Source organism: Gemmatimonas aurantiaca (assembly GCF_037190085.1).
Classification (GTDB): Bacteria; Gemmatimonadota; Gemmatimonadetes; order Gemmatimonadales; family Gemmatimonadaceae; genus Gemmatimonas; species Gemmatimonas aurantiaca_A.
In genome coordinates this window covers 1-17,776 of the sequence record NZ_JBBCJO010000016.1, presented here as the reverse complement: position 1 = coordinate 17,776, position 17,776 = coordinate 1, and the positions used below count along the sequence as shown (strand labels likewise).

Genomic DNA, 17,776 nt, shown 5'->3' with positions numbered 1-17,776 from the left:
CGGCTGGGAGAGGGGACGAGTCCCCCCGCACGTTTCGTTCAGCGCCGTGACTGGGCCCCGATGGGCCTGGCCACTCCGCGCAGGAAAGGATTGGACAGACGTTCCTGTCCGATCGTGGTGGTAACACCATGACCCGGCAAGACCCGAGTTCCGTCATCGAGCGTGGTGATGCGCATCAGTGAATCCTGCATGGCCCGCGGATCGCACAGCGGCAGATCGGTGCGACCGATGGATCCGGCAAAGAGGAGGTCCCCCGAAACGCAGAGGCCGTGGCCGATGAATGCCACATGTCCCGGCGCATGGCCGGGCACATGCCAGACATCGAACGTGAACCGTCCAAGCGTGACCGTGGCGCCATCGACAAGCTCCTCCGTAGGACCGGTGGGCGTTTCCACCTGCAGTCCCCAACGTGCGGCACTCGAAGCCGCCGCGCCGTACAGCGGGAGGTCGAGCGGATGCAACCACACCGGCACCGCCCGCGCCCGCACGATGGACGCGATGGCCCCTACATGATCGAAATGCGCATGCGTGAGCCAGATCGCTTCGAGTGTACACCCCGACGCATCGACGGCCGCCAGCAGGCGATCGGCCTCGTCACCGGGGTCGACCAGGATGGCCTTGCCGCTCTCCGGATCCGCCAGCAGCCAGCAGTTCTCTTCGAGTGGCCCCACGGTCAACTGCTGGATGCGCAGCGTCCCTCCGTTGCTCACGCCGTTTCCGCCGCGACACTGAGGGTGGATTCCCCAGTCTCCTGCACCGGCGATTCCCCGATGCCATGGTGCGCAAGCCAGCGTTCGGCTTCCAGCGCCGCCATGCACCCCGTCCCCGCCGAGGTGATGGCCTGCCGGTAGTAGTCGTCGATCACGTCGCCAGCAGCAAATACCCCCTCCACCGACGTGGCGGTCCGCCAGGGCGCGACTTTGATGTACCCATGCTCGGTGGTATCGAGCTGCCCGTCGAGGAAACGTGTGTTGGGGGTGTGACCGATGGCCACGAACAGTCCGCCCACGTCGAGTTCACTCGTGGCGCCCGTGACCGTGTCTTCGAGGGTGATGCCGGTGATGAAGTCACTGCCCACCACGTCGGTGACCCGGCTGTTCCAGAGGACCCGCACCTTGGGATGCGAAAGCACCCGGTTGGCCATGACCTTGGACGCGCGGAAACTGTCGCGACGATGCACGATCACCACTTCACTCGCGAACTTCGTGAGATACATGGCTTCTTCCATGGCCGTGTCGCCACCGCCCACGACGGCCAGTCGCTTCTGTCGATAGAATGGCATGGCCCCATCGCACACGGCACAGGCCGACACGCCACCGCCCGCCTGCGCGAGCCGCAATTCACTGTCGAGGCCGATCCACTTCGCGGCCGCACCGGTCGCGACGATCACCGTATGCGCCGTCACCGGCGACGAGTAGTTGGGCGCGATGCGGAACGGTCGCTGCGAAAAATCCACCGACTTCACGAGCTCCGACACGATGCGCGTACCGTGATGCACGGCCTGCGCCTTGATGCGCTCCATGAGCTCGGGACCACTCACCGCTTCCGGAAACCCCGGAAAGTTCTCGATATCCGTGGTGAGCATGAGCTGACCGCCCGGCAGTTCGGTGCCCACCGGCTCTCCTTCGAACACGAGCGGATTGAGATTGGCGCGGGCGGCGTAGATGGCGGCCGTCCAGGCTGCCGGACCGGAGCCGATGATGACGATGTTCTCGGGGCGCGTATCGGACATGGCAGCGGATGCGTGGGACGGTGACATGAAGCGGAGTGCGTGAAGCCGTGCGTGAGGCAATACGGGAAGCAATGCGTGAAGCCGTACGTGGTACCGACGTGCGCAATCGATCAGGCGAGTGCGAGAACGCCGAGTGCTCCATGACAGTGCGACATGGTGCCGACGAGTACACGACACGGACCTTCATTTCCCCAGGCCCGCAGTCGCACATCCGCCTCGGCGATCGTCGCGGCGTCGATCATGCCCACGCCGTACGTCCGATGCACACACTGAAAAATAACCGTGCCACGCAGCGTCGGCTGGGATTTCGCGACCGATCCTGACAGGGATCCTGATAGGAATCCTGATCGCGATCCCGATCGGGATTCCCACCCCGTCGAATGATCCGGATATGCCTCACGCTCCGCGTGTTCCTGGTGTTCCTGGTGTTCCTGCGTGGGAATGCGCGAGATGGTCACCGGCATACTCCAGTCGCGCGGAGCCTTGATGGCGGGGCAACGGGCGGGCTCGATGCAGTTGGTCGGGCAGATCCACGTGGCGTAACTGACGTAATGCCGACCATCGGGTGCGGCACGCTGCCATGGCGTGGCCGGATCGACATCGAGCGGCACCACCTGCATGTCCCGTTCCGGCCAGCGTGCGCGGGCCCGACGCATCAGCCAGTCGAGGCAGACATGGGGCATGAGTGGCGATGGCACCATGGCGTCGTGTCGCAGTGCATCGGGTCCCATCGCCAGCCACTCATCCAGATAGCCATCCCATGTCGTGATCGCGAGTCGCACGGGCAGCGCCCCGTAGGCGCCCTCGGCCACCAGCGTGGCCACCCGACACGACGCGTCGCGGTCCACCACCACGACGTCCTGCACATCGAGTGCGCCGCGTTGTTGCGCGCGCATCAACTGCTGGGTGTACCAGCTGCCGTAACATCCGCCGCCGATGACGACCACGCGCCCGAAGGTGAGCGGTGCGGTGCGTGCCGTGCCGGGTGTGGTCATGACGTCGACGCCGCGTCAGCGGCGCAGGTGACGACCGCCGTCGACGTGCAGCACTTCGCCGGTCACGTACGGTGCGTCGACGAGATAGTGAATGGCCTGCACGACATCGTCCGGCGATCCGCTCCGGGCGAGCGGCACGTCGCGCAGAAAGTGCTGCAACGCGGCCTCGCTCATGCGCTCGGGCGCGAGCACGAGCCCGGGCGCCACGGCGTTCACACGCAGACGCGGCGCCAGCGCCGAGGCCATCGTGCGCACCAGCGTCGTCACAGCGGACTTGGTCACCTGATGCGGAATGAGATCGGGGAAGACCGTCTCGAACGCGAGATGATCGGACATCTGAACGATCACCCCACCGTCGCGCAGCACACGCGCCGCCGCCTGCATGAGAAAAAACGGCGCCCGGAGATTGACCGCTTCGGTCTGCTCCCACTGCTCGGGCGACACGGCATCGAAGGCCACGAACTCCATCACCGACGCCGAACTCACCACCACATCGAGTGCGCCCATCTGCCGCATGGCCGTGTCGATCACGCGCGCCGGCGCCTGCACGTCGCGCAGGTCTTCCTGCACCACCGCCACCCGCACGTGATGTTGCTGCCGGAGATCCGCGGCCAGCAGCTCCGCCTCACGTGGCGACTGCCCGTGATGAATCACGAGATCGTAGCCGCGCTGGGCGAAGCTGCGCGCGATGGCGGCCCCGACCCGCCGGGCTCCGCCGGTCACCAGTGCGACGCGGGCGCTGGTCATGGACCCGTCATCTCCCGCTCCTCTCCGTTCATCTCCGGAGCATGCGTCGTCAGCCCACCGATGCCAGCTTCGCACTCACCCGCGCATCCTGCCTGGCGAGCCAGGCGTGCGGGACGAGTTGTCCGCCGAGTTTGCGGGGACCGTCGGTGGTGCCATGCCAGTCGGACCCGCCGCTGGGCAGCAGATCCAGTTGCCGGACATGATCGAACAGACGCTGGGCGAGATAGGGCGGATGGCTCGGATGCAGCACCTCCACTCCATCGAGTCCCACGTCCATCAACCGACGAATACGCGCCAGGGTGGCGAGTTCCCCGGGGTGTGCCCACACCGCGATACCACCGGCCCGATGCACGAGGGCGATCGCGTCGCTCACATCGAAACGATCTTTGGCCATGTAGGCCGGCCGCCCGAACCCGATCCACTTGTCGAACGCTTCGCGGAACTCCTTCACCCATCCACCGGCCAGCATCGCCCGCGCGACATGCGGACGGCCCACGGCACCCTCGCCCGCTTCGCGCAGCACGGCCTCCATGGTGATGGGCATACCGTGGGCGTTCAGCATTTCCACGATGCGTTCGGCGCGCACGACCCGCTGTGCCTGCAACTCCTGCAACGCACTGCGGATAGCGTCACGATTGGCGATATGCAATCCGAGCAGATGCAGCTCTTCGTCTTCGAAGTGCGTGCTCAGCTCGACACCGGGCACGATGCGCACACCAAGCGCCGCACCAGCCTCGGTGGCCTCGTCGAGTCCATCGACCGTGTCGTGATCGGTGATGGCGATGGCGGCCAATTCCGCATCCCGCGCGGCCTGCACCACCACCGCGGGAGCCAGTGCACCGTCGGACGCCGTGGTATGCACCTGCAGATCGACGAATGCCGGATGCTCCGGCGTATGCTGCGCCTGATGCTCCTGCTGCACTGTCACCACCGACGTGGATGCCGCCGTCACGCCGGAAATTCCGGATGTCGCTGCCCCCGACATCGCCATCACGGACGATAGCCGGCTTCGGGAGAGCGGGCGCCCGATTGCGACTCGAGGAACAGCGTGGTGAGCTCGGCTTCGTCGAGTTCCGCCAGCGCTTCCTCGCGCGCCCGTGTGCGCTGGGGTGAATAGCGCGTCACGCGCACCTCACGGTCGGCACCCTTGCCGGTCACGAACAGCAATCCGAATTCGTCGGCCATCGACTGCGTGAGGAACCCCGACGGATACACCAGCCAGTCACGACCATCGATGCGGATGTGGCGTGTGGGCATGTTCAACCTCCTTGTACTTCGAGCCAGTGTTCGGGCGTGCCGTCGACACCGAGCAGCCGCGCCACGGTATCGGCACCGGCGGCTTCGATGAATTCGACGAAACGGCCCCGTTCACTCGCGTGTTCAAAGACCCAGAAATGCGCCTGCGCTGCCGACGCGCTCCGTGAGCGCGCCGACAGCGCGGCGAGATAGTCCGCACGCTCCGCGTCGGAGACGCGGCGTTCCTGCATGGACAGCGTGCGTGGCATGTTGTCTCCTGCTGCGGAAGAAGACCCCGGATGATACCCGGGGACACCGCCCCGGTTCAGACCACCGCTTCGGTGACCGATTCGAGGGCCTTCTTGAGATCGGCCATGAACCGATCCGCGTCCGCTCCGTCGATCACCTTGTGATCGAAGGATAGCGAGAAGTACGCGCAGGTGCGGATGGCGATGGTGTCTTCCCCATCGGCGCCGGTGATCACCTTCGGGCGCTTCTCGATGGTGCCGAGGCAGAGGATGGCCGTGGTGCCTACCGGAATGATCGGCGTGCCCGTGAGGGAACCGAACGTGCCCGGATTGCTGATGGTGAACGTCGCGTCCTGCACATCGGTGGGGCTCAGCTTCTTGCCGCGCGCGCGCGCCGCCAGATCGTTGACGCCCCGGGTGAGGCCGGTGAGCGAGAGTTCGTCGGCGTGCTTGAGCACGGGCACGATGAGACCGGTGGGCTCGAGGGCGACGGCGATGCCGAGGTTGATCTGCTTGCGATAGATCAGATTCTCGCCCGAGACCGCGGTGTTGATCATCGGATGCCGCTTGAGCTGCTGGCACACCGCCTGGAGGATGAACGGCAGGTAGGTGAGCTTCTGTCCCGACTGGGCTTCGAAGTCCCTGCGGACGGCCGCCCGCACCCGCGCCACGCGGGTGAGATCGACTTCCCAGAAGGTGGTCACGTGCGCGGCCACGCGGCGCGCCATGGCCATGTGGTCGGACGTGAGCTTGCGGATCTTGGACATGGGCTCGACCACATCCCCGGCCCATGGCGTGGCCGCGGGGCCATGCGAATCGGCGGGCGCATGGGACGCGCCGGACACCGCCCCCGACACCGCCGGTGTCGCACCAGCGGCCGGACGCGACGAGAGGTACGCATCCAGATCCTTGCGCGTGACCCGGCCGGCGATGCCGCTGCCGGTGACGGCCGCGAGTTCGACGCCCTGTTCGGCGGCGATCTTGCGCACCAGCGGCGACGACTTGGTACGGATACGCTCTTCGAACGAACCGGCCGGCGCGGAGCTCCTGGCGGCCACGGGGGCCGGGGACGCCACCGACGCCGAGACAGCCGGCGCACTCGCCGCTGGCGCGGCCGGAGCCGCATCCGCCGGAGCCGGCGCGCTGGGGGCCGGCGCCGCGGCCGCAGCCGCCGCGTCGGTCTCGAGCACCGCAACGACGGTATTCACGGCCACCGTTTTCCCTTCTCCCACGAGGATCTCCATCAGGATCCCGCCCGACGGCGACGGAATCTCGGCGTCGACTTTGTCGGTGGAGATCTCGAAGATCGGCTCATCACGCTTCACGCTGTCGCCCACCTTCTTGAGCCAGCGCGATACCGTCCCCTCCGCGATGGACTCGCCCATCTGCGGCATGATCACGTCTACACGAGCCACTCGTTCATCCTCGATCTGTAGAAGCTGCGTCGGCGACGCGATCCGCGCGTCGCAAACGCCACAAGGCGAGAACCGGCAACGAGACCGCGCCGATTGCCGCACCATAGCCCGCGAACACCCACCACTCGCACGCCGGCAGACCCGCCGCCGGTGTGCATCGGTTGAAAAACCCCATGAGCTTGCCGATGCCCACTCCCGACATCGCCCCGCTCACCCCGCCGATAAAAAACGTGAAGCACCCCACGCCGATGTTGCGCCCCACCCGGTCTTCCGGGAGTGGTGTGGACGGCGGAGATGTCGGAGGGAGCGGGGACGGATCGGAACTCATCGGCAATATCGGCTTTACGCGTCAGGGGGGCGCAGCGCTCAATATCCGGCTTCGATCAGATGACGCGGGTCGGCCGTCCGATGGAGCACGTTGAAAAACTTCTTCACGTTCTTGTCCATGCGGCTCTCGCCCACCTGATCGGTGTGCACTTCCACGAAGGTGTAGTGCCCCCCTTCCATCTTCACCGACAGTGCCATGGTGCCAAGCGCACCGGCAAAGGTGCGGGTGCGCGCATCGGCGGTGCCGCGCGCGAGTCCCAGCGTGGTGAAATAGCGGTCAGCCGTCGCCAGGACCACGTCCGGCGTCAGCGAGGTCCGATGAAAATGCTGCATGCAGCGTGTGTCCTCAGGGTTGCGGTCGCTTCGCCGTATCCTTCGGCGCAGCGGCGGACGAATCGGCCGGCGTGGCCGGCAGACGCGTGGACTGGGGTGTCGAGAAGTCCCCGGGTTCGTCGGCGGTGAGGATGTCCTGGGTCCAGTCCTGCGTCTTCTGCAACACCTGCGCGGAGTCGCGGCGGAACTGCACCGCCATCGCCCACATGCCGGCCGTGACGTACATCAGGTGACTGCGGTAGGTCCCCAGTTCCTCGGTCTCCTCGAGTCCGTTGGAAACGGTCTTGCGATCCTGATTCGTGGCGAAGATGCGTCCCTGCCCGCCCTGGATGGGCAGACCGGTCTTCGCATCGTGCACCACGACGCGCCAGTAGATAGGCTCGAGCGCGCGCGTCGGTCGGGTTTCGGGGGATACCCGGATGACAAAATCCTCCGTGCTCAGCCGGAGTTCGATACGCCGCGGTTCCACCGGTCCGCAACCGGCCAACAGGAGGCCGGCTGCGGTGGCGAAAGCCGCGCGACGGAGATGACGCGCGCGCGTGAGGATCATTGGTAGTATTCCAGCCCGAGGTGGGTGATCTGCTCCTCGCCCATGAGGTGACGGAGCGTGTTCTTCAACTTCGTCTGCTGGATGAAAAGGTCATGCTCCGGGTTCAGTCCCGCAGCGACCTGCGGCGACTTGTAATAGAAGCTTAACCATTCCTGAATGCCCTTCATGCCGGCCCGCTGCGCGAAGTCGCTGAACAGGGCGAGGTCGAGCACGAGCGGCGCCGCCAGGATGGAGTCGCGGCAGAGGAAGTTGACCTTGATCTGCATCGGGTAGCCGAGCCACCCCTTGATGTCGATGTTGTCCCAGCCTTCCTTGTTGTCGCCGCGCGGCGGGTAGTAGTTGATGCGCACGACGTGCGAGAAGTCCTTGTACAGCTCGGGGTAGACTTCGGGCTGCAGGATGGTGTGCAGCACGGAGAGCTTGGACTCTTCCTTGGTCTTGAACGACGCGGGATCGTCGAGCACTTCGCCGTCGCGGTTGCCGAGGATGTTGGTGGAATACCACCCCTCGAGACCGAGCATGCGGGCCTTCATGCCCGGCGCGATGACGGTCTTCATCCACGTCTGGCCGGTCTTGAAATCCTTGCCCGAGATGGGCACGCCGCGTTCGATGGCGAGATCGAGCAGCGCCGGGAAGTCGGCCGAGAGATTGGGCGCGCCGTTGCAGTAGGCGATGCCTTCCATGATGGCCGCATAGGCGTAGAGCATCGACGGCGCGATGGCGTCGTCGTTCTCGTCCATCGCCTTCTCGAACGCGGCGAGCGTCTGATGCTGCGGGCCGGGCTTGATGTACGTCTCGGTGGACCCGGTCCACACCATGGCCCCACGCGCGGCGCCGCTCTCCTTCATGAAGTTGCGGATATCGGCCCGGAGCTGCTCGGCGAGGTCCCGCTTGGTCTTGCCCGTCTTCACATTCGTCGCGCCGGTGATGCGCGTGACGTAGCGGTTCTCGAACACGGCCGGCATGGGCTTGATGCCCTTGAGGAACTCGGCCACCGGTTCGAGGTCTTCCTTCACCAGCACGCCGGCCTTCACGGCCGCGGTGTAGGCGTCATCCGGAATGGGATCCCAGGCGGCGAACACGATGTCGTCGAGCGACGCGAGCGGCACGAAGTCCTTGATGAGCGGACTGCGATTGTCCGTGCGCTTCCCGAGACGCACCGTGGCCATCTGCGTGAGCGACCCGATGGGCGCTGAGAGGCCGCGGCGCACGCGCTCGACGCCGGCAATGAACGTCGTCGCCACGGCGCCGAGGCCCGGCGTGAAGATGGCGAGCTTTCCCGTCGCGGGAGCGATGGTCGCGGGGGTGCCGCGGGTCGAGTCGGACACTGCGTTTATTCTCCGGGAGAAGTAGAAGTCGGCGTCACGGTGGTGATGCGATGCACGTACATCATGCGTTGAAAGAAGGTGATCCAGGCAGTCACCATCAGTAACGTCACGATGCCGGCGAGAACCCAGCCATCGAACGCCAGGCCAAAAAAGGCCTGCGGGGCCGATAGCAGGGTGATGCGCTCAGGGCGCTGCAACACGCCCACCCGCGCGGTGAACCCGAGCCCTTCGGCCCGGGCATTGGTGTACGATGTGAGAAAGGTGGCGATCAACGCGAGCACCGCCACGATCACCATGCCGTGGTCGGCATGTTGTGGATGGGTCGCGTAAAACACCACCAGGCCGCCCAACAGAAATCCGTCGGCGACCCGATCGAGCGTGGAATCGTAGAATGCCCCGAAGGTCGAGCTCTGTCCCGTCCGTCTGGCCACCGTCCCATCGAGCACATCGAACAGCGCGGTCAATCCGAGAAACCACCCGCCGATGCTGATGTGTCCCTTGGCAAAGATCGCGCCGGCAATGCAGGTGCAGATCGTGCCGATGGTCGTGATGGTGTTCGGGCGCACACGCTTGGCCACCAACCAGTCCGCCACGGGGGCGATGACGGCGAGGTAGCCACGAACGATGGCGCTCCAGAGTGCTTTCATCTACGGGAAAGACGTTGACGGGGCGACCCCGGGGACGAACGGGGTCGATCTCATATCCAGCCGTGGAAAGCTAGAGGCCCCCGAAGGTCAACGGTAGAGATAGAAGCGTCTGGCGTCTTTCTCGAAGGCGATCACGGCTGGCAGGACGCGATCCAGCACCGCATCCGGATCGGCCCCACCCAGCAACGCCTCACGCACCCGGGCGGATCCCATGCGAAGATCGAATCCCGGCCCGTCGATCTGCAGCGAATCACGATGCACCCGGCCCAGCGCCCAGAGCACGGCCGCTCCCACCCGGGCCGGCTGTACGCGTTCCCGGTCGGTCACTTCGATGCGGATGCCGGGGATGCTCCGCCCTTCGTACTTCCGGTCTCCGGGATTGTTGGGGGTGAACCGTTCGGCCTTGAAACGCACCCCGGTGAGCGAGAGGTCGTCGAGCAACCGGGCCACCGAGTCGGCGTGCAGCCAGGGCGCGCCGAAGCGCTGAAAAGGATCGTTGGTGCCCCGCCCCACCGATACGTTGCTGGACTCGAACGGCACCAGTGCCGGATAGAGCAGTGCCGACGTCAGGTTGGGCAGGTTCGGTGACGGCCGCACCCAGGGCAGCTTCGTATCGTCGAACCACATGCCGCGGTGGAGATTGCGCACCGGCACCACGGTGAGTCGTGTTCCCAGCTTGAGCTGCGCCTGGAACAGCTTCGCCATCTCGCCCATGGTGAGGCCATGCCGGAGCGGCATCGGATAGAGCGCGAACCCGTTGGTCCGGCCGCCGGGCGTGGGGTAGTTCGCATTGGCCAGACTGGAGTCGAGCAGCGCACCTTCCGCCATCGCTCCCGAGAGGGGATTGGGCCGATCGAGGACGACCACCGGAATGCCGCGGCGTTCACCGGCCTGCATGCTGTACAGCATGACGCCCACGTAGGTCCATGTGCGCGTGCCGATATCCTGCAGGTCGACCACGAGGACATCGACATCCTGCAGCAGGCTGTCCGGCGGGCCGACGGTGGTCTGCTGATAGAGCGAATAGATCGGCAGGCCGGTCCGGTCGTCCCGGTCATCGGCGAGGTGTTCACGGTCCTCGGTGCCCCTGGCCCCATGCTCCGGCGCAAAGAGTTTGACGAGTTGGACCCCCGCCCGCTGGGCGCGCTTGTCGGTGTAGAGCAGGTCGATGCTGCGCCGCCCCTGCTCGTCGATGCCCGTCTGGTTGGTCACGAGCGCGACACGCTTGCCGGCGACGAGCTTGATGCTATCGTCCAGCAGCACGGTGATCCCCGGACGAACCCGCCGATCGATGTTGCGACCGCGGATCGCCCCCGGCGTTCCCGCGCCATCATCGGGGAACGGTTCGTTGTCCTGCGGCCCCCGCCCGGCGCACCCTCCCGCCCCCAACGTCATCCCGGTCAGTATCGCCGACAGCAGCAGCGTCTTGATCGCCTTCACGCGCATCCTCTCTGAAGGTTCGTGGCGCATCCCGCGCGCCTTCTCCACCCTGGCCAACACATGAACCGACCGCATCCCCACACCGGCGAACGTTCGGGCTCCCGGTCCATCCGCCGGCCCCTCCTTCGGTATACCCGCTCCACCCTGATGAACGCACCGCGACCGGGCTTTCTCAAGCGGGCGGCGGTGTTGCTCGCAGTATCGGGAGCCGTGTGGGGCGGCGCATGCGCACGCGCCGGTACCGGAGCAGGCAAGCCGATCTCCCCCGTGGCGGCGGTGCCCGCCGCGGTGTCGCGGGCCGTGGCGGACAGCATGCACGCGGTCATCGACCGGGCCGTGGCCGACGGGGCGTTTCCCGGAGCCTATGCGGTCGTGGGCACGCGGGAGGGCGTGATCGCCGAATACGGCGCCGGGCGTCTCGACGAGCTGGACGACACCCGCCCCAGCAATTCGACCGTATGGGACATGGCCTCGCTCACCAAGGTCATCGGCACCACGAGCGCCATGCTGCAACTGGTGGGCAGCGGGCGCGTGGTGCTCGACTCCCCGGTGGTGCGGTATCTCCCCGAGTGGACGGCGCCGGGCGCCTCCCGCATCACGGTGCGCAATCTGCTCTCGCACAATTCGGGGCTGCAGGCGGGCCGGTTGTTCTACAAGGAGGCGAACACGGCCGAGGAGGCGTTCCAGCAACTCTTCGCCACCTCGCCTGATACCGTGCCGGGGGTGCGGTACACCTACTCGGATATCGGCTTCATCCTGCTGGGCCGCCTGGTGGCGCGTGTGAGCGGCGAAGCGCTCGATCAGTACGATCAGCACCACATCTTCGGGCCACTGGGGATGAAGGACACGCGCTACCTGCCGCCGGCGTCCTGGCTGCCACGCATCGCGCCCACGGAACAGGATCCCTGGCGCGGCCGGAAGGTGCGCGGTGAAGTGCACGACGAGAACGCCTATCGCATGGGCGGCGTGGTCGGCCATGCGGGTCTCTTCTCGTCGGCGCGGGATCTCACGAAGTTCGCGCGCATGTACCTGGGATTCGGGAAGCTTGGCAAGGTCCGCATCTTCGACTCCGCCACCGTCGCCATGTTCACCCGGGTGCAGAATCCGGCGCTGTCGCATCGTGCGCTCGGATGGGAAACGCCCAACGGCACCAACTCGGCCGGCAAGCGCCTGTCTCCGTCAGCCTTCGGCCATACGGGTTTCACCGGGACCTCGATCTGGATGGACCCGGGGCAGAACCTGTTCGTCATTCTGCTGACCAACCGGGTGAACCCGACGCGACAGAACCCGAAGATCGGCAAGGTGCGTCAGGATCTCGCGGACGCCGTGATGGACGCCATGACCGCGGCGCACGGCGCGGGACGCTGAGCCCCCCGCTACGGGGTATAGGGACGGCGGGCGCGGAAGCCGGTGGGATTCAACGGAACCCACGGGGGAACCCGTTGACAGGGTGCCGGGTTTCTTGCAAGGGGAGTGTTACACTCACTATTTTCTCAGTAGCAAGACATGACATGGCCGGGGATCGCTCGCGGATGCGACGGACCCCAGTCATGCGGTCCATCTGGCCGGGTGTGCGCCGGCCGTTTCGGAGGACAACGATGAGCACGATGCAGCAGCCGGATGTCATGGTGGTTCTCACCCCCGTCGCTGCGGGTGAGGTCCGGAAGTTCATGGAAGCCGAAGGCGTCACCGCCGAGAAGGGCGGCCTTCGTGTCTCCGTGATGCCCGGTGGGTGCAGCGGCTTCAAGTACGGCCTCGTGATCGAGGACCAGCAGGCCGATGACGACATCTCGGTCGAAGTCGAAGGCATCAAGATCTTCGTGGACCCGTTCTCGGCGCAGTACCTCAGTGGTACGACGATCGACTACGTCTCGTCCATGCAGGGTTCAGGTTTTACTTTCAAGAATCCCAACACCACGGGCGGCTGCGGTTGCGGCAGCTCGTTCTCGGCGTGATTCTCTGAGGGTCCGGCTGGCGCTCCAGTCGGCGCCCGCCCTTTCACCGAACCGCTCTATGTCTCTGGCTTCCGGCACACCGGCGGCCTCTGACGGCTCCCAGGCCCGCGCACTCCCCACGAGTGGCGGGCCTGCGCGCGTCAGTGGCTCTCCCTTCCTTCATGCCGGTGTCACCGGCACGACCCGCGAGCGTATCCCGACGGTCATCGTCGAGACGCAGGAACTGGCCCGACTGGTCGCGGGTCGCATCGCATCGCTGATGCGTGAACGGGAGGCCGAGGGCCGTCCGATCGTTCTCGGTCTTGCCACCGGCTCGACGCCGATCGGCGTCTACCGGGAACTCATCCGCCTGCATCGCGAAGAGGGGCTGAGTTTCGCGCACATGATCTCGTTCAATCTGGACGAGTACTATCCCATGCGCGCGGACAGCATTCATTCGTATCATCGCTTCATGTGGGAGAATCTGTTCTCGCATGTGAACATCGATCCGGCGAATGTGCACATTCCCGACGGCGCCCTGCCGCGAGGTGAGGTGGACGCGGCCTGCGCGGCCTACGAGGCGGCGATCGCGGCGGCCGGCGGTATCGACTTCCAGTTGCTCGGCATCGGCAAGACGGGCCACATCGGCTTCAACGAGCCGGGCTCCGGTGAAACGAGCCGCACGCGTCTGGTGCATCTCGATTCCATCACGCGCCGCGATGCGGCAGCCGATTTCTTCGGCGAAGACAATGTGCCGCGCGAAGCGATCACCATGGGTATCGCCACGATTCTGGCGGCGCGTGAGATCGCGATCCTCGCCACCGGCGAACACAAGGCCCGCGTGGTGAAGCGTGCGGTGGAAGGCGAGATCGATCGCGCCGTGGCCGCCACGTTCCTCCAGCGGCATGGCAACACCACGTTCTACGTGGACGAGGCCGCGTCGGCCGATCTCACACGCGTGGCCACCCCGTGGCTCGTGGACGAAGTGGTATGGGACGAAGCCCTGGCCGTGCGCGCGGTCACCTGGCTCGCGGCGCGTTCGCGCAAGGCGATCCTCAAGCTCGCGCAGCACGACTACACCGAGAACAATCTGGCCTCGCTGGTGGCGCTGCATGGTTCACCGGGCGCGGTGAACGGGTTGGTGTTCAACATCCTCGGCGCCAAGATCCGCGGCAAGAGCAAACTGCCGCGTGGCCTCAAGGCGATCTGTTTCTCGCCGCACCCCGACGACGACGTCATCTCGATGGGTGGCATTCTCCGCAAGTTCGTGGAGAACGGCAACGACATGACGGTGGCCTACATGACGAGCGGCAACATCGCCGTGTTCGATCACGATGTGCGCCGCTACATGGACTTCCTCGAGCGCATCGGCGACGAGGGCCTGCACGCGGCGGGGGAAGGAGTGCGTCCACTGGCGGAGACCGTGCACGGGTTCCTCTCGCGCAAGCAGCCGGGTGAAATGGACATCCCCGAAGTGCAGGACATCAAGCGCATCATCCGTGAATCCGAGGCGGTGAGCGGCATCGAAGTGATGGGGTTGAGCAAAGCCAACGCGCGCTTCCTCAACCTGCCCTTCTATCAGACGGGCAAGGTGCGCAAGGATCCGATCGGTCCGGCCGACGTGGCCATCGTGGCCGATCTGCTGCGCGAATTGCAGCCCGATCTCGTGTTCGTGGCCGGCGACCTGTCCGATCCGCACGGCACGCATCGCATGTGCAAGGAAGCCATCGACCGTGCGCTGGAGGAAGTGTACGAGGGCAGCGCGGCGGCATCGCGTCCGGAAGTGTGGCTGTACCGTGGCGCCTGGCAGGAGTGGCCGATCACCGAAGCCACGGTGCTGGTCCCGCTGTCGCAGGAAGAGCTGACGCTCAAGATCCAGGCCATCTTCAAGCATCAGTCGCAGAAGGATTCGGCGCCCTTCCCCGGTCAGGATGAACGTGAGTTCTGGCAGCGCGTGGAGCAGCGCAACAAAGGCACGGCCACCATTCTCGACGAACTCGGACTCGCGGAATACTTCGCGATGGAGGCGTATGTCATCGTGTGATCGCATTCGTACCGGCATTCGTGATCGTGATCGGAATTGCCGTCGTGGCCGCACCGCCGTGACGCGGGTGCGCGGAGCATGACGGGGCGCTTCGATCTTCTCGATCTGTTCGTGCTGCTGGTGTATCTGAGCGGCACGACCGCACTGGGTCTCTGGATCGGCCGAGAACAGCGTTCGGCAACGGACTACTTCGTGGCGGAACGCGCGATCCCGTGGTGGGCCGTGCTGTTCTCGATCGTGGCCAGCGAAACATCGGCGCTGACGTTCATCAGCATTCCCGGACTGGCCTACATCGGCAATCTCGGATTTCTCGAGGTGGTGGCCGGTTACATCCTCGGCCGCATCGTGGTGGCCCGCACGCTGCTGCCGCGATACTTCGAAGGCAACCTGGTGACGGCCTACGCGTTGCTGGAAACGCGGTTCGGACTCGGCGCCCGCCGTTTCACCAGCATCGTCTTCATGGTCACGCGGGCGATGGCCGATGCGGTGCGCGTGTTCGCGACGGCGATTCCGGTGGCGCTGATCATCGGGCCGGCTCTGCCCAAGCAGTATGCGATGCCCACGGCCATTCTCGTGCTGGGACTGCTCACGGTGATCTACACGTATCGCGGCGGCATGAAGGCGGTGGTGTGGACCGAGCTGCTGCAAGCGAGCATCTACCTGCTGGGCGGTCTGTCGGCCATCGTGCTGATCGGCCAGGCGGTGGACGGCGGCTGGAGCACCATCGTCGCGCGGGCGGGCGACGCGGGCAAGCTGCAGGTGATCGACTGGTACACGGGTTTCGATCGTCCACACACGATGTTCGCGGGTCTCATCGGTGGCGGCTTCCTGGCGATGGCGTCCCACGGCGCCGACCAGCTCATCGTGCAGCGTCTCCTGTCGAGCCGTTCACTGCGCGACGCACAGGTGGCGATCATCGGCAGCGGGTTCGCGGTGTTCGCGCAGATGGCGTTGTTCCTGTTCGTGGGGCTCGGACTCTGGGTGTTGTACGACGGACGTCCGTTTGCATCGGCCGATGCGATCTTCCCCACGTACATCATCGAGCAGATGCCCCACGGTCTGATCGGGTTGATCGTGGCGGCCATCGTGGCGGCGACGATGAGCACCCATTCGGGAGCGATCAACGCCCTCGCGGCCTCGTCCACCCACGACATCTATCTGCCGCTGACGGGACGCGCGCCGGACGATCCGCGCACGCTCAAGGTGGGCAAGATGTTCGCGCTGGGCTGGGGGCTGGTGCTCACCTTCGGCGCCCTGCTGTTCAAGGAACAGGGCACGCCGGTGGTGGTGATCGCGCTGTCCATCGCGTCATTCACGCAGGGCGGTCTGCTCGGGGGGTTCTTCCTCGGTCTGTTCTGGGCACGCGCCAACCAGCGTGATGCGATCTTCGGCATGAGCGTGGGTATCTTTGCCATGGCGTTCATCGTGTTCGCGAAACAGCTCATCGCGGCGTTCCCGGGCTTGGAGCCGACGCTCGGTGGCGTGGCGTCGATCGCGTGGCCGTGGTACGTGCTGATCGGCACGTCGCTCACGTTCCTTGCCGGGATGCTTTTGTCCTTCACCCATGCGGCGCCGACGACAGGCGACCGTGCTTCACAGGGGATTCGTTCATGAGTGCTGGTCCACTGGACCCGACCCCGCTGGTGGTGGGTGTCGATGGCGGTGGCAGTCATACGCGCGCGCTGCTGTGTGATGCCACGGGCGCCGTGCTCGCGCGCGTGGAGGGGCCAGCAAGCGCCCTGCAGACGGTGCAGGAGTCGGTGGCCGCGGACATCATCAAGTCGCTGATCGCCGAGGCACTGGCGAAGGCGGAGCGGCCCGACACCCGCCCGGCGGTGTGTGTGGTGGGGGTGGCGGGTGCGGGCCAGGAACGTGCGGCCCAGGCGCTCTGGGCCGCGTTGGCGCAACGCCGCGTGGCCGACGATGTGTCGGTGCAGGCCGATGCCACGATCGCGATGGACGATGCGTTCGGCGACTCGGCCGGTGTGCTCCTCATCGCGGGCACGGGCTCGGTGGCGTTCTCGCGCGCCCCCGATGGCCGCCTGGAGCGCTGCGGCGGCTGGGGTCCCTACGTGGGCGACGAGGGCAGCGCGGCGTGGCTGGGGAAGCGCGCCCTGGGCGTGGTGTCGGCCTCGCAGGACGGCCGCGAGCCGGACACGGCGCTCACCGGCGCCGTACTGACGGCGCTCGAGCTCGAGGCGCTCGATGATCTGATCCCCTGGGCCGCATCGGCCACACCGGGCACGTTCGCCAAGCTGGCGCCCGTGGTCGCACAGGTGGCCGCGGCCGGCGATCTGCGGGCCAATGCGCTGATCAGTTTCTGTGTGGAAGAGCTGGCCCTGCACGTCCGCACGCTCGCCCGCCGGTGTTTCCAGGACGAACGCGCGGCCATCCCGGTGGCCTTCGCCGGCGGACTGCTTTCCCGCGGCTCCCTCGTGCGCAAGCGTCTGGAGCAGCGCCTCAAGAGCGCCGTTCCGGGCGCGATGATCCGCGCCGAGGACGTGGACGCGGCGCGAGGCGCGGTCAGACGGGCAAGGAGGCTGTTGGGGGTGGAGGCTTAGGTACTGCGGTGTGACAGCGGGAGCTGGAACGACGGGAGCTGGAGAAACGGGAGCTGGAGAAACGGGAGCTGGACCAACGGGGAACCACACGGTACCCGTCTCACCGTGGTTCCAGCTCCCGTGGTTCCAGCTCCCGTGGTTCCAGCTCCCGTGGTTCCAGCTCCCGTGGTTCCAGCTCCCGTGGTTCCAGCTCCCGTGGTTCCAGCTCCCGTGGTTCCAGCTCCCGTGGTTCCAGCTCC

General features: G+C 66.2%; 19 protein-coding genes. 5 read left to right on the top strand and 14 right to left on the bottom strand.

The features are described from left to right. Positions 1-38: 38 nt before the first annotated feature. The 14 genes from WG208_RS18620 to WG208_RS18555 all read right to left on the bottom strand — a co-directional run bounded on the left by WG208_RS18620 (position 39) and on the right by WG208_RS18555 (position 10,998). Entirely contained in the window at positions 39-710 is a 672-nt protein-coding gene (locus tag WG208_RS18620) for an MBL fold metallo-hydrolase (RefSeq protein WP_337172902.1), read from the bottom strand. Continuing rightward, positions 707-1,732, bottom strand: a complete 1,026-nt coding sequence (gene trxB, locus WG208_RS18615) for a thioredoxin-disulfide reductase (protein WP_337172901.1) — start codon at positions 1,730-1,732, stop codon at positions 707-709. Before trxB ends, WG208_RS18620 begins: the two co-directional genes overlap by 4 nt. Positions 1,733-1,842: 110 nt before the next feature. After that, complete coding sequence (locus tag WG208_RS18610) at positions 1,843-2,727, bottom strand: hypothetical protein (RefSeq protein ID WP_337172900.1); 885 nt, start codon at positions 2,725-2,727, stop codon at positions 1,843-1,845. A 15-nt stretch (positions 2,728-2,742) separates the two neighbouring features. Continuing rightward, on the bottom strand, positions 2,743-3,474 hold the full coding sequence (locus WG208_RS18605; protein ID WP_337172899.1) for an SDR family oxidoreductase: 732 nt from the start codon (positions 3,472-3,474) through the stop codon (positions 2,743-2,745). Between the two features lie 49 nt (positions 3,475-3,523). Next, positions 3,524-4,426, bottom strand: a complete 903-nt coding sequence (locus tag WG208_RS18600; RefSeq protein ID WP_337172898.1) for a PHP domain-containing protein — start codon at positions 4,424-4,426, stop codon at positions 3,524-3,526. Between the two features lie 38 nt (positions 4,427-4,464). Then, entirely contained in the window at positions 4,465-4,731 is a 267-nt protein-coding gene (locus tag WG208_RS18595; RefSeq protein ID WP_337172897.1) for a hypothetical protein, read from the bottom strand. Between the two features lie 2 nt (positions 4,732-4,733). Then, positions 4,734-4,979, bottom strand: a complete 246-nt coding sequence (locus WG208_RS18590; RefSeq protein WP_337172896.1) for a hypothetical protein — start codon at positions 4,977-4,979, stop codon at positions 4,734-4,736. A gap of 56 nt (positions 4,980-5,035) precedes the next feature. Next, positions 5,036-6,373: a dihydrolipoamide acetyltransferase family protein gene (locus tag WG208_RS18585; protein WP_337172895.1), complete on the bottom strand. Its 1,338-nt coding sequence runs from the start codon at positions 6,371-6,373 to the stop codon at positions 5,036-5,038. Between the two features lie 4 nt (positions 6,374-6,377). Continuing rightward, on the bottom strand, positions 6,378-6,635 hold the full coding sequence (locus tag WG208_RS18580) for a hypothetical protein (protein ID WP_337172894.1): 258 nt from the start codon (positions 6,633-6,635) through the stop codon (positions 6,378-6,380). Positions 6,636-6,739: 104 nt separating this feature from the next. Next, complete coding sequence (locus WG208_RS18575) at positions 6,740-7,033, bottom strand: hypothetical protein (RefSeq protein WP_337172893.1); 294 nt, start codon at positions 7,031-7,033, stop codon at positions 6,740-6,742. Between the two features lie 13 nt (positions 7,034-7,046). Further along, entirely contained in the window at positions 7,047-7,583 is a 537-nt protein-coding gene (locus tag WG208_RS18570) for a hypothetical protein (protein WP_337172892.1), read from the bottom strand. Beyond that, complete coding sequence (locus WG208_RS18565; protein ID WP_337172891.1) at positions 7,580-8,911, bottom strand: inositol-3-phosphate synthase; 1,332 nt, start codon at positions 8,909-8,911, stop codon at positions 7,580-7,582. The genes WG208_RS18570 and WG208_RS18565 overlap by 4 nt, the downstream gene beginning before the upstream one ends. Before the next feature lie 5 nt (positions 8,912-8,916). Beyond that, complete coding sequence (locus WG208_RS18560) at positions 8,917-9,558, bottom strand: CDP-alcohol phosphatidyltransferase family protein (RefSeq protein WP_337172890.1); 642 nt, start codon at positions 9,556-9,558, stop codon at positions 8,917-8,919. An 87-nt stretch (positions 9,559-9,645) separates the two neighbouring features. Further along, entirely contained in the window at positions 9,646-10,998 is a 1,353-nt protein-coding gene (locus tag WG208_RS18555) for a DUF1343 domain-containing protein (RefSeq protein WP_337172889.1), read from the bottom strand. 147 nt (positions 10,999-11,145) lie between these two features. On the opposite strand from WG208_RS18555, the gene WG208_RS18550 reads away from it, so the two are divergent. The 5 genes from WG208_RS18550 (at position 11,146) to WG208_RS18530 (ending at position 17,537) form a co-directional block, all read left to right on the top strand. After that, positions 11,146-12,366, top strand: a complete 1,221-nt coding sequence (locus WG208_RS18550; protein WP_337172888.1) for a serine hydrolase domain-containing protein — start codon at positions 11,146-11,148, stop codon at positions 12,364-12,366. 230 nt (positions 12,367-12,596) lie between these two features. Continuing rightward, positions 12,597-12,953 carry an iron-sulfur cluster insertion protein ErpA gene (erpA, locus tag WG208_RS18545; RefSeq protein ID WP_337172887.1) on the top strand — a complete coding sequence of 119 codons (357 nt, stop codon included), beginning with the start codon at positions 12,597-12,599 and terminating at the stop codon, positions 12,951-12,953. A 58-nt stretch (positions 12,954-13,011) separates the two neighbouring features. After that, complete coding sequence (nagB, locus tag WG208_RS18540; protein WP_337172886.1) at positions 13,012-14,976, top strand: glucosamine-6-phosphate deaminase; 1,965 nt, start codon at positions 13,012-13,014, stop codon at positions 14,974-14,976. Positions 14,977-15,054: 78 nt separating this feature from the next. Continuing rightward, positions 15,055-16,590 (top strand): sodium:solute symporter, encoded by a 1,536-nt coding sequence (locus WG208_RS18535; protein ID WP_337172885.1) that lies wholly within the window; start codon positions 15,055-15,057, stop codon positions 16,588-16,590. Beyond that, positions 16,587-17,537, top strand: coding sequence for a BadF/BadG/BcrA/BcrD ATPase family protein (locus tag WG208_RS18530; protein ID WP_337172884.1), 951 nt, complete (start codon positions 16,587-16,589; stop codon positions 17,535-17,537). The genes WG208_RS18535 and WG208_RS18530 overlap by 4 nt, the downstream gene beginning before the upstream one ends. Positions 17,538-17,776 lie beyond the last annotated feature (239 nt).

Bases quoted from the DNA above. Each gene is read 5' to 3' on its own strand.
- trxB (WP_337172901.1), bottom strand. From the start codon at position 1,732: ATGTCCGATACGCGCCCCGAGAACATCGTCATCATCGGCTCCGGTCCG.
- WG208_RS18610 (WP_337172900.1), bottom strand. From the start codon at position 2,727: ATGACCACACCCGGCACGGCACGCACCGCACCGCTCACCTTCGGGCGC.
- WG208_RS18605 (WP_337172899.1), bottom strand. From the start codon at position 3,474: ATGACCAGCGCCCGCGTCGCACTGGTGACCGGCGGAGCCCGGCGGGTC.
- WG208_RS18595 (WP_337172897.1), bottom strand. From the start codon at position 4,731: ATGCCCACACGCCACATCCGCATCGATGGTCGTGACTGGCTGGTGTAT.
- WG208_RS18590 (WP_337172896.1), bottom strand. From the start codon at position 4,979: ATGCCACGCACGCTGTCCATGCAGGAACGCCGCGTCTCCGACGCGGAG.
- WG208_RS18575 (WP_337172893.1), bottom strand. From the start codon at position 7,033: ATGCAGCATTTTCATCGGACCTCGCTGACGCCGGACGTGGTCCTGGCG.
- WG208_RS18570 (WP_337172892.1), bottom strand. From the start codon at position 7,583: ATGATCCTCACGCGCGCGCGTCATCTCCGTCGCGCGGCTTTCGCCACC.
- WG208_RS18560 (WP_337172890.1), bottom strand. From the start codon at position 9,558: ATGAAAGCACTCTGGAGCGCCATCGTTCGTGGCTACCTCGCCGTCATC.
- WG208_RS18550 (WP_337172888.1), top strand. From the start codon at position 11,146: ATGAACGCACCGCGACCGGGCTTTCTCAAGCGGGCGGCGGTGTTGCTC.
- erpA (WP_337172887.1), top strand. From the start codon at position 12,597: ATGAGCACGATGCAGCAGCCGGATGTCATGGTGGTTCTCACCCCCGTC.
- nagB (WP_337172886.1), top strand. From the start codon at position 13,012: ATGTCTCTGGCTTCCGGCACACCGGCGGCCTCTGACGGCTCCCAGGCC.
- WG208_RS18535 (WP_337172885.1), top strand. From the start codon at position 15,055: ATGACGGGGCGCTTCGATCTTCTCGATCTGTTCGTGCTGCTGGTGTAT.
- WG208_RS18530 (WP_337172884.1), top strand. From the start codon at position 16,587: ATGAGTGCTGGTCCACTGGACCCGACCCCGCTGGTGGTGGGTGTCGAT.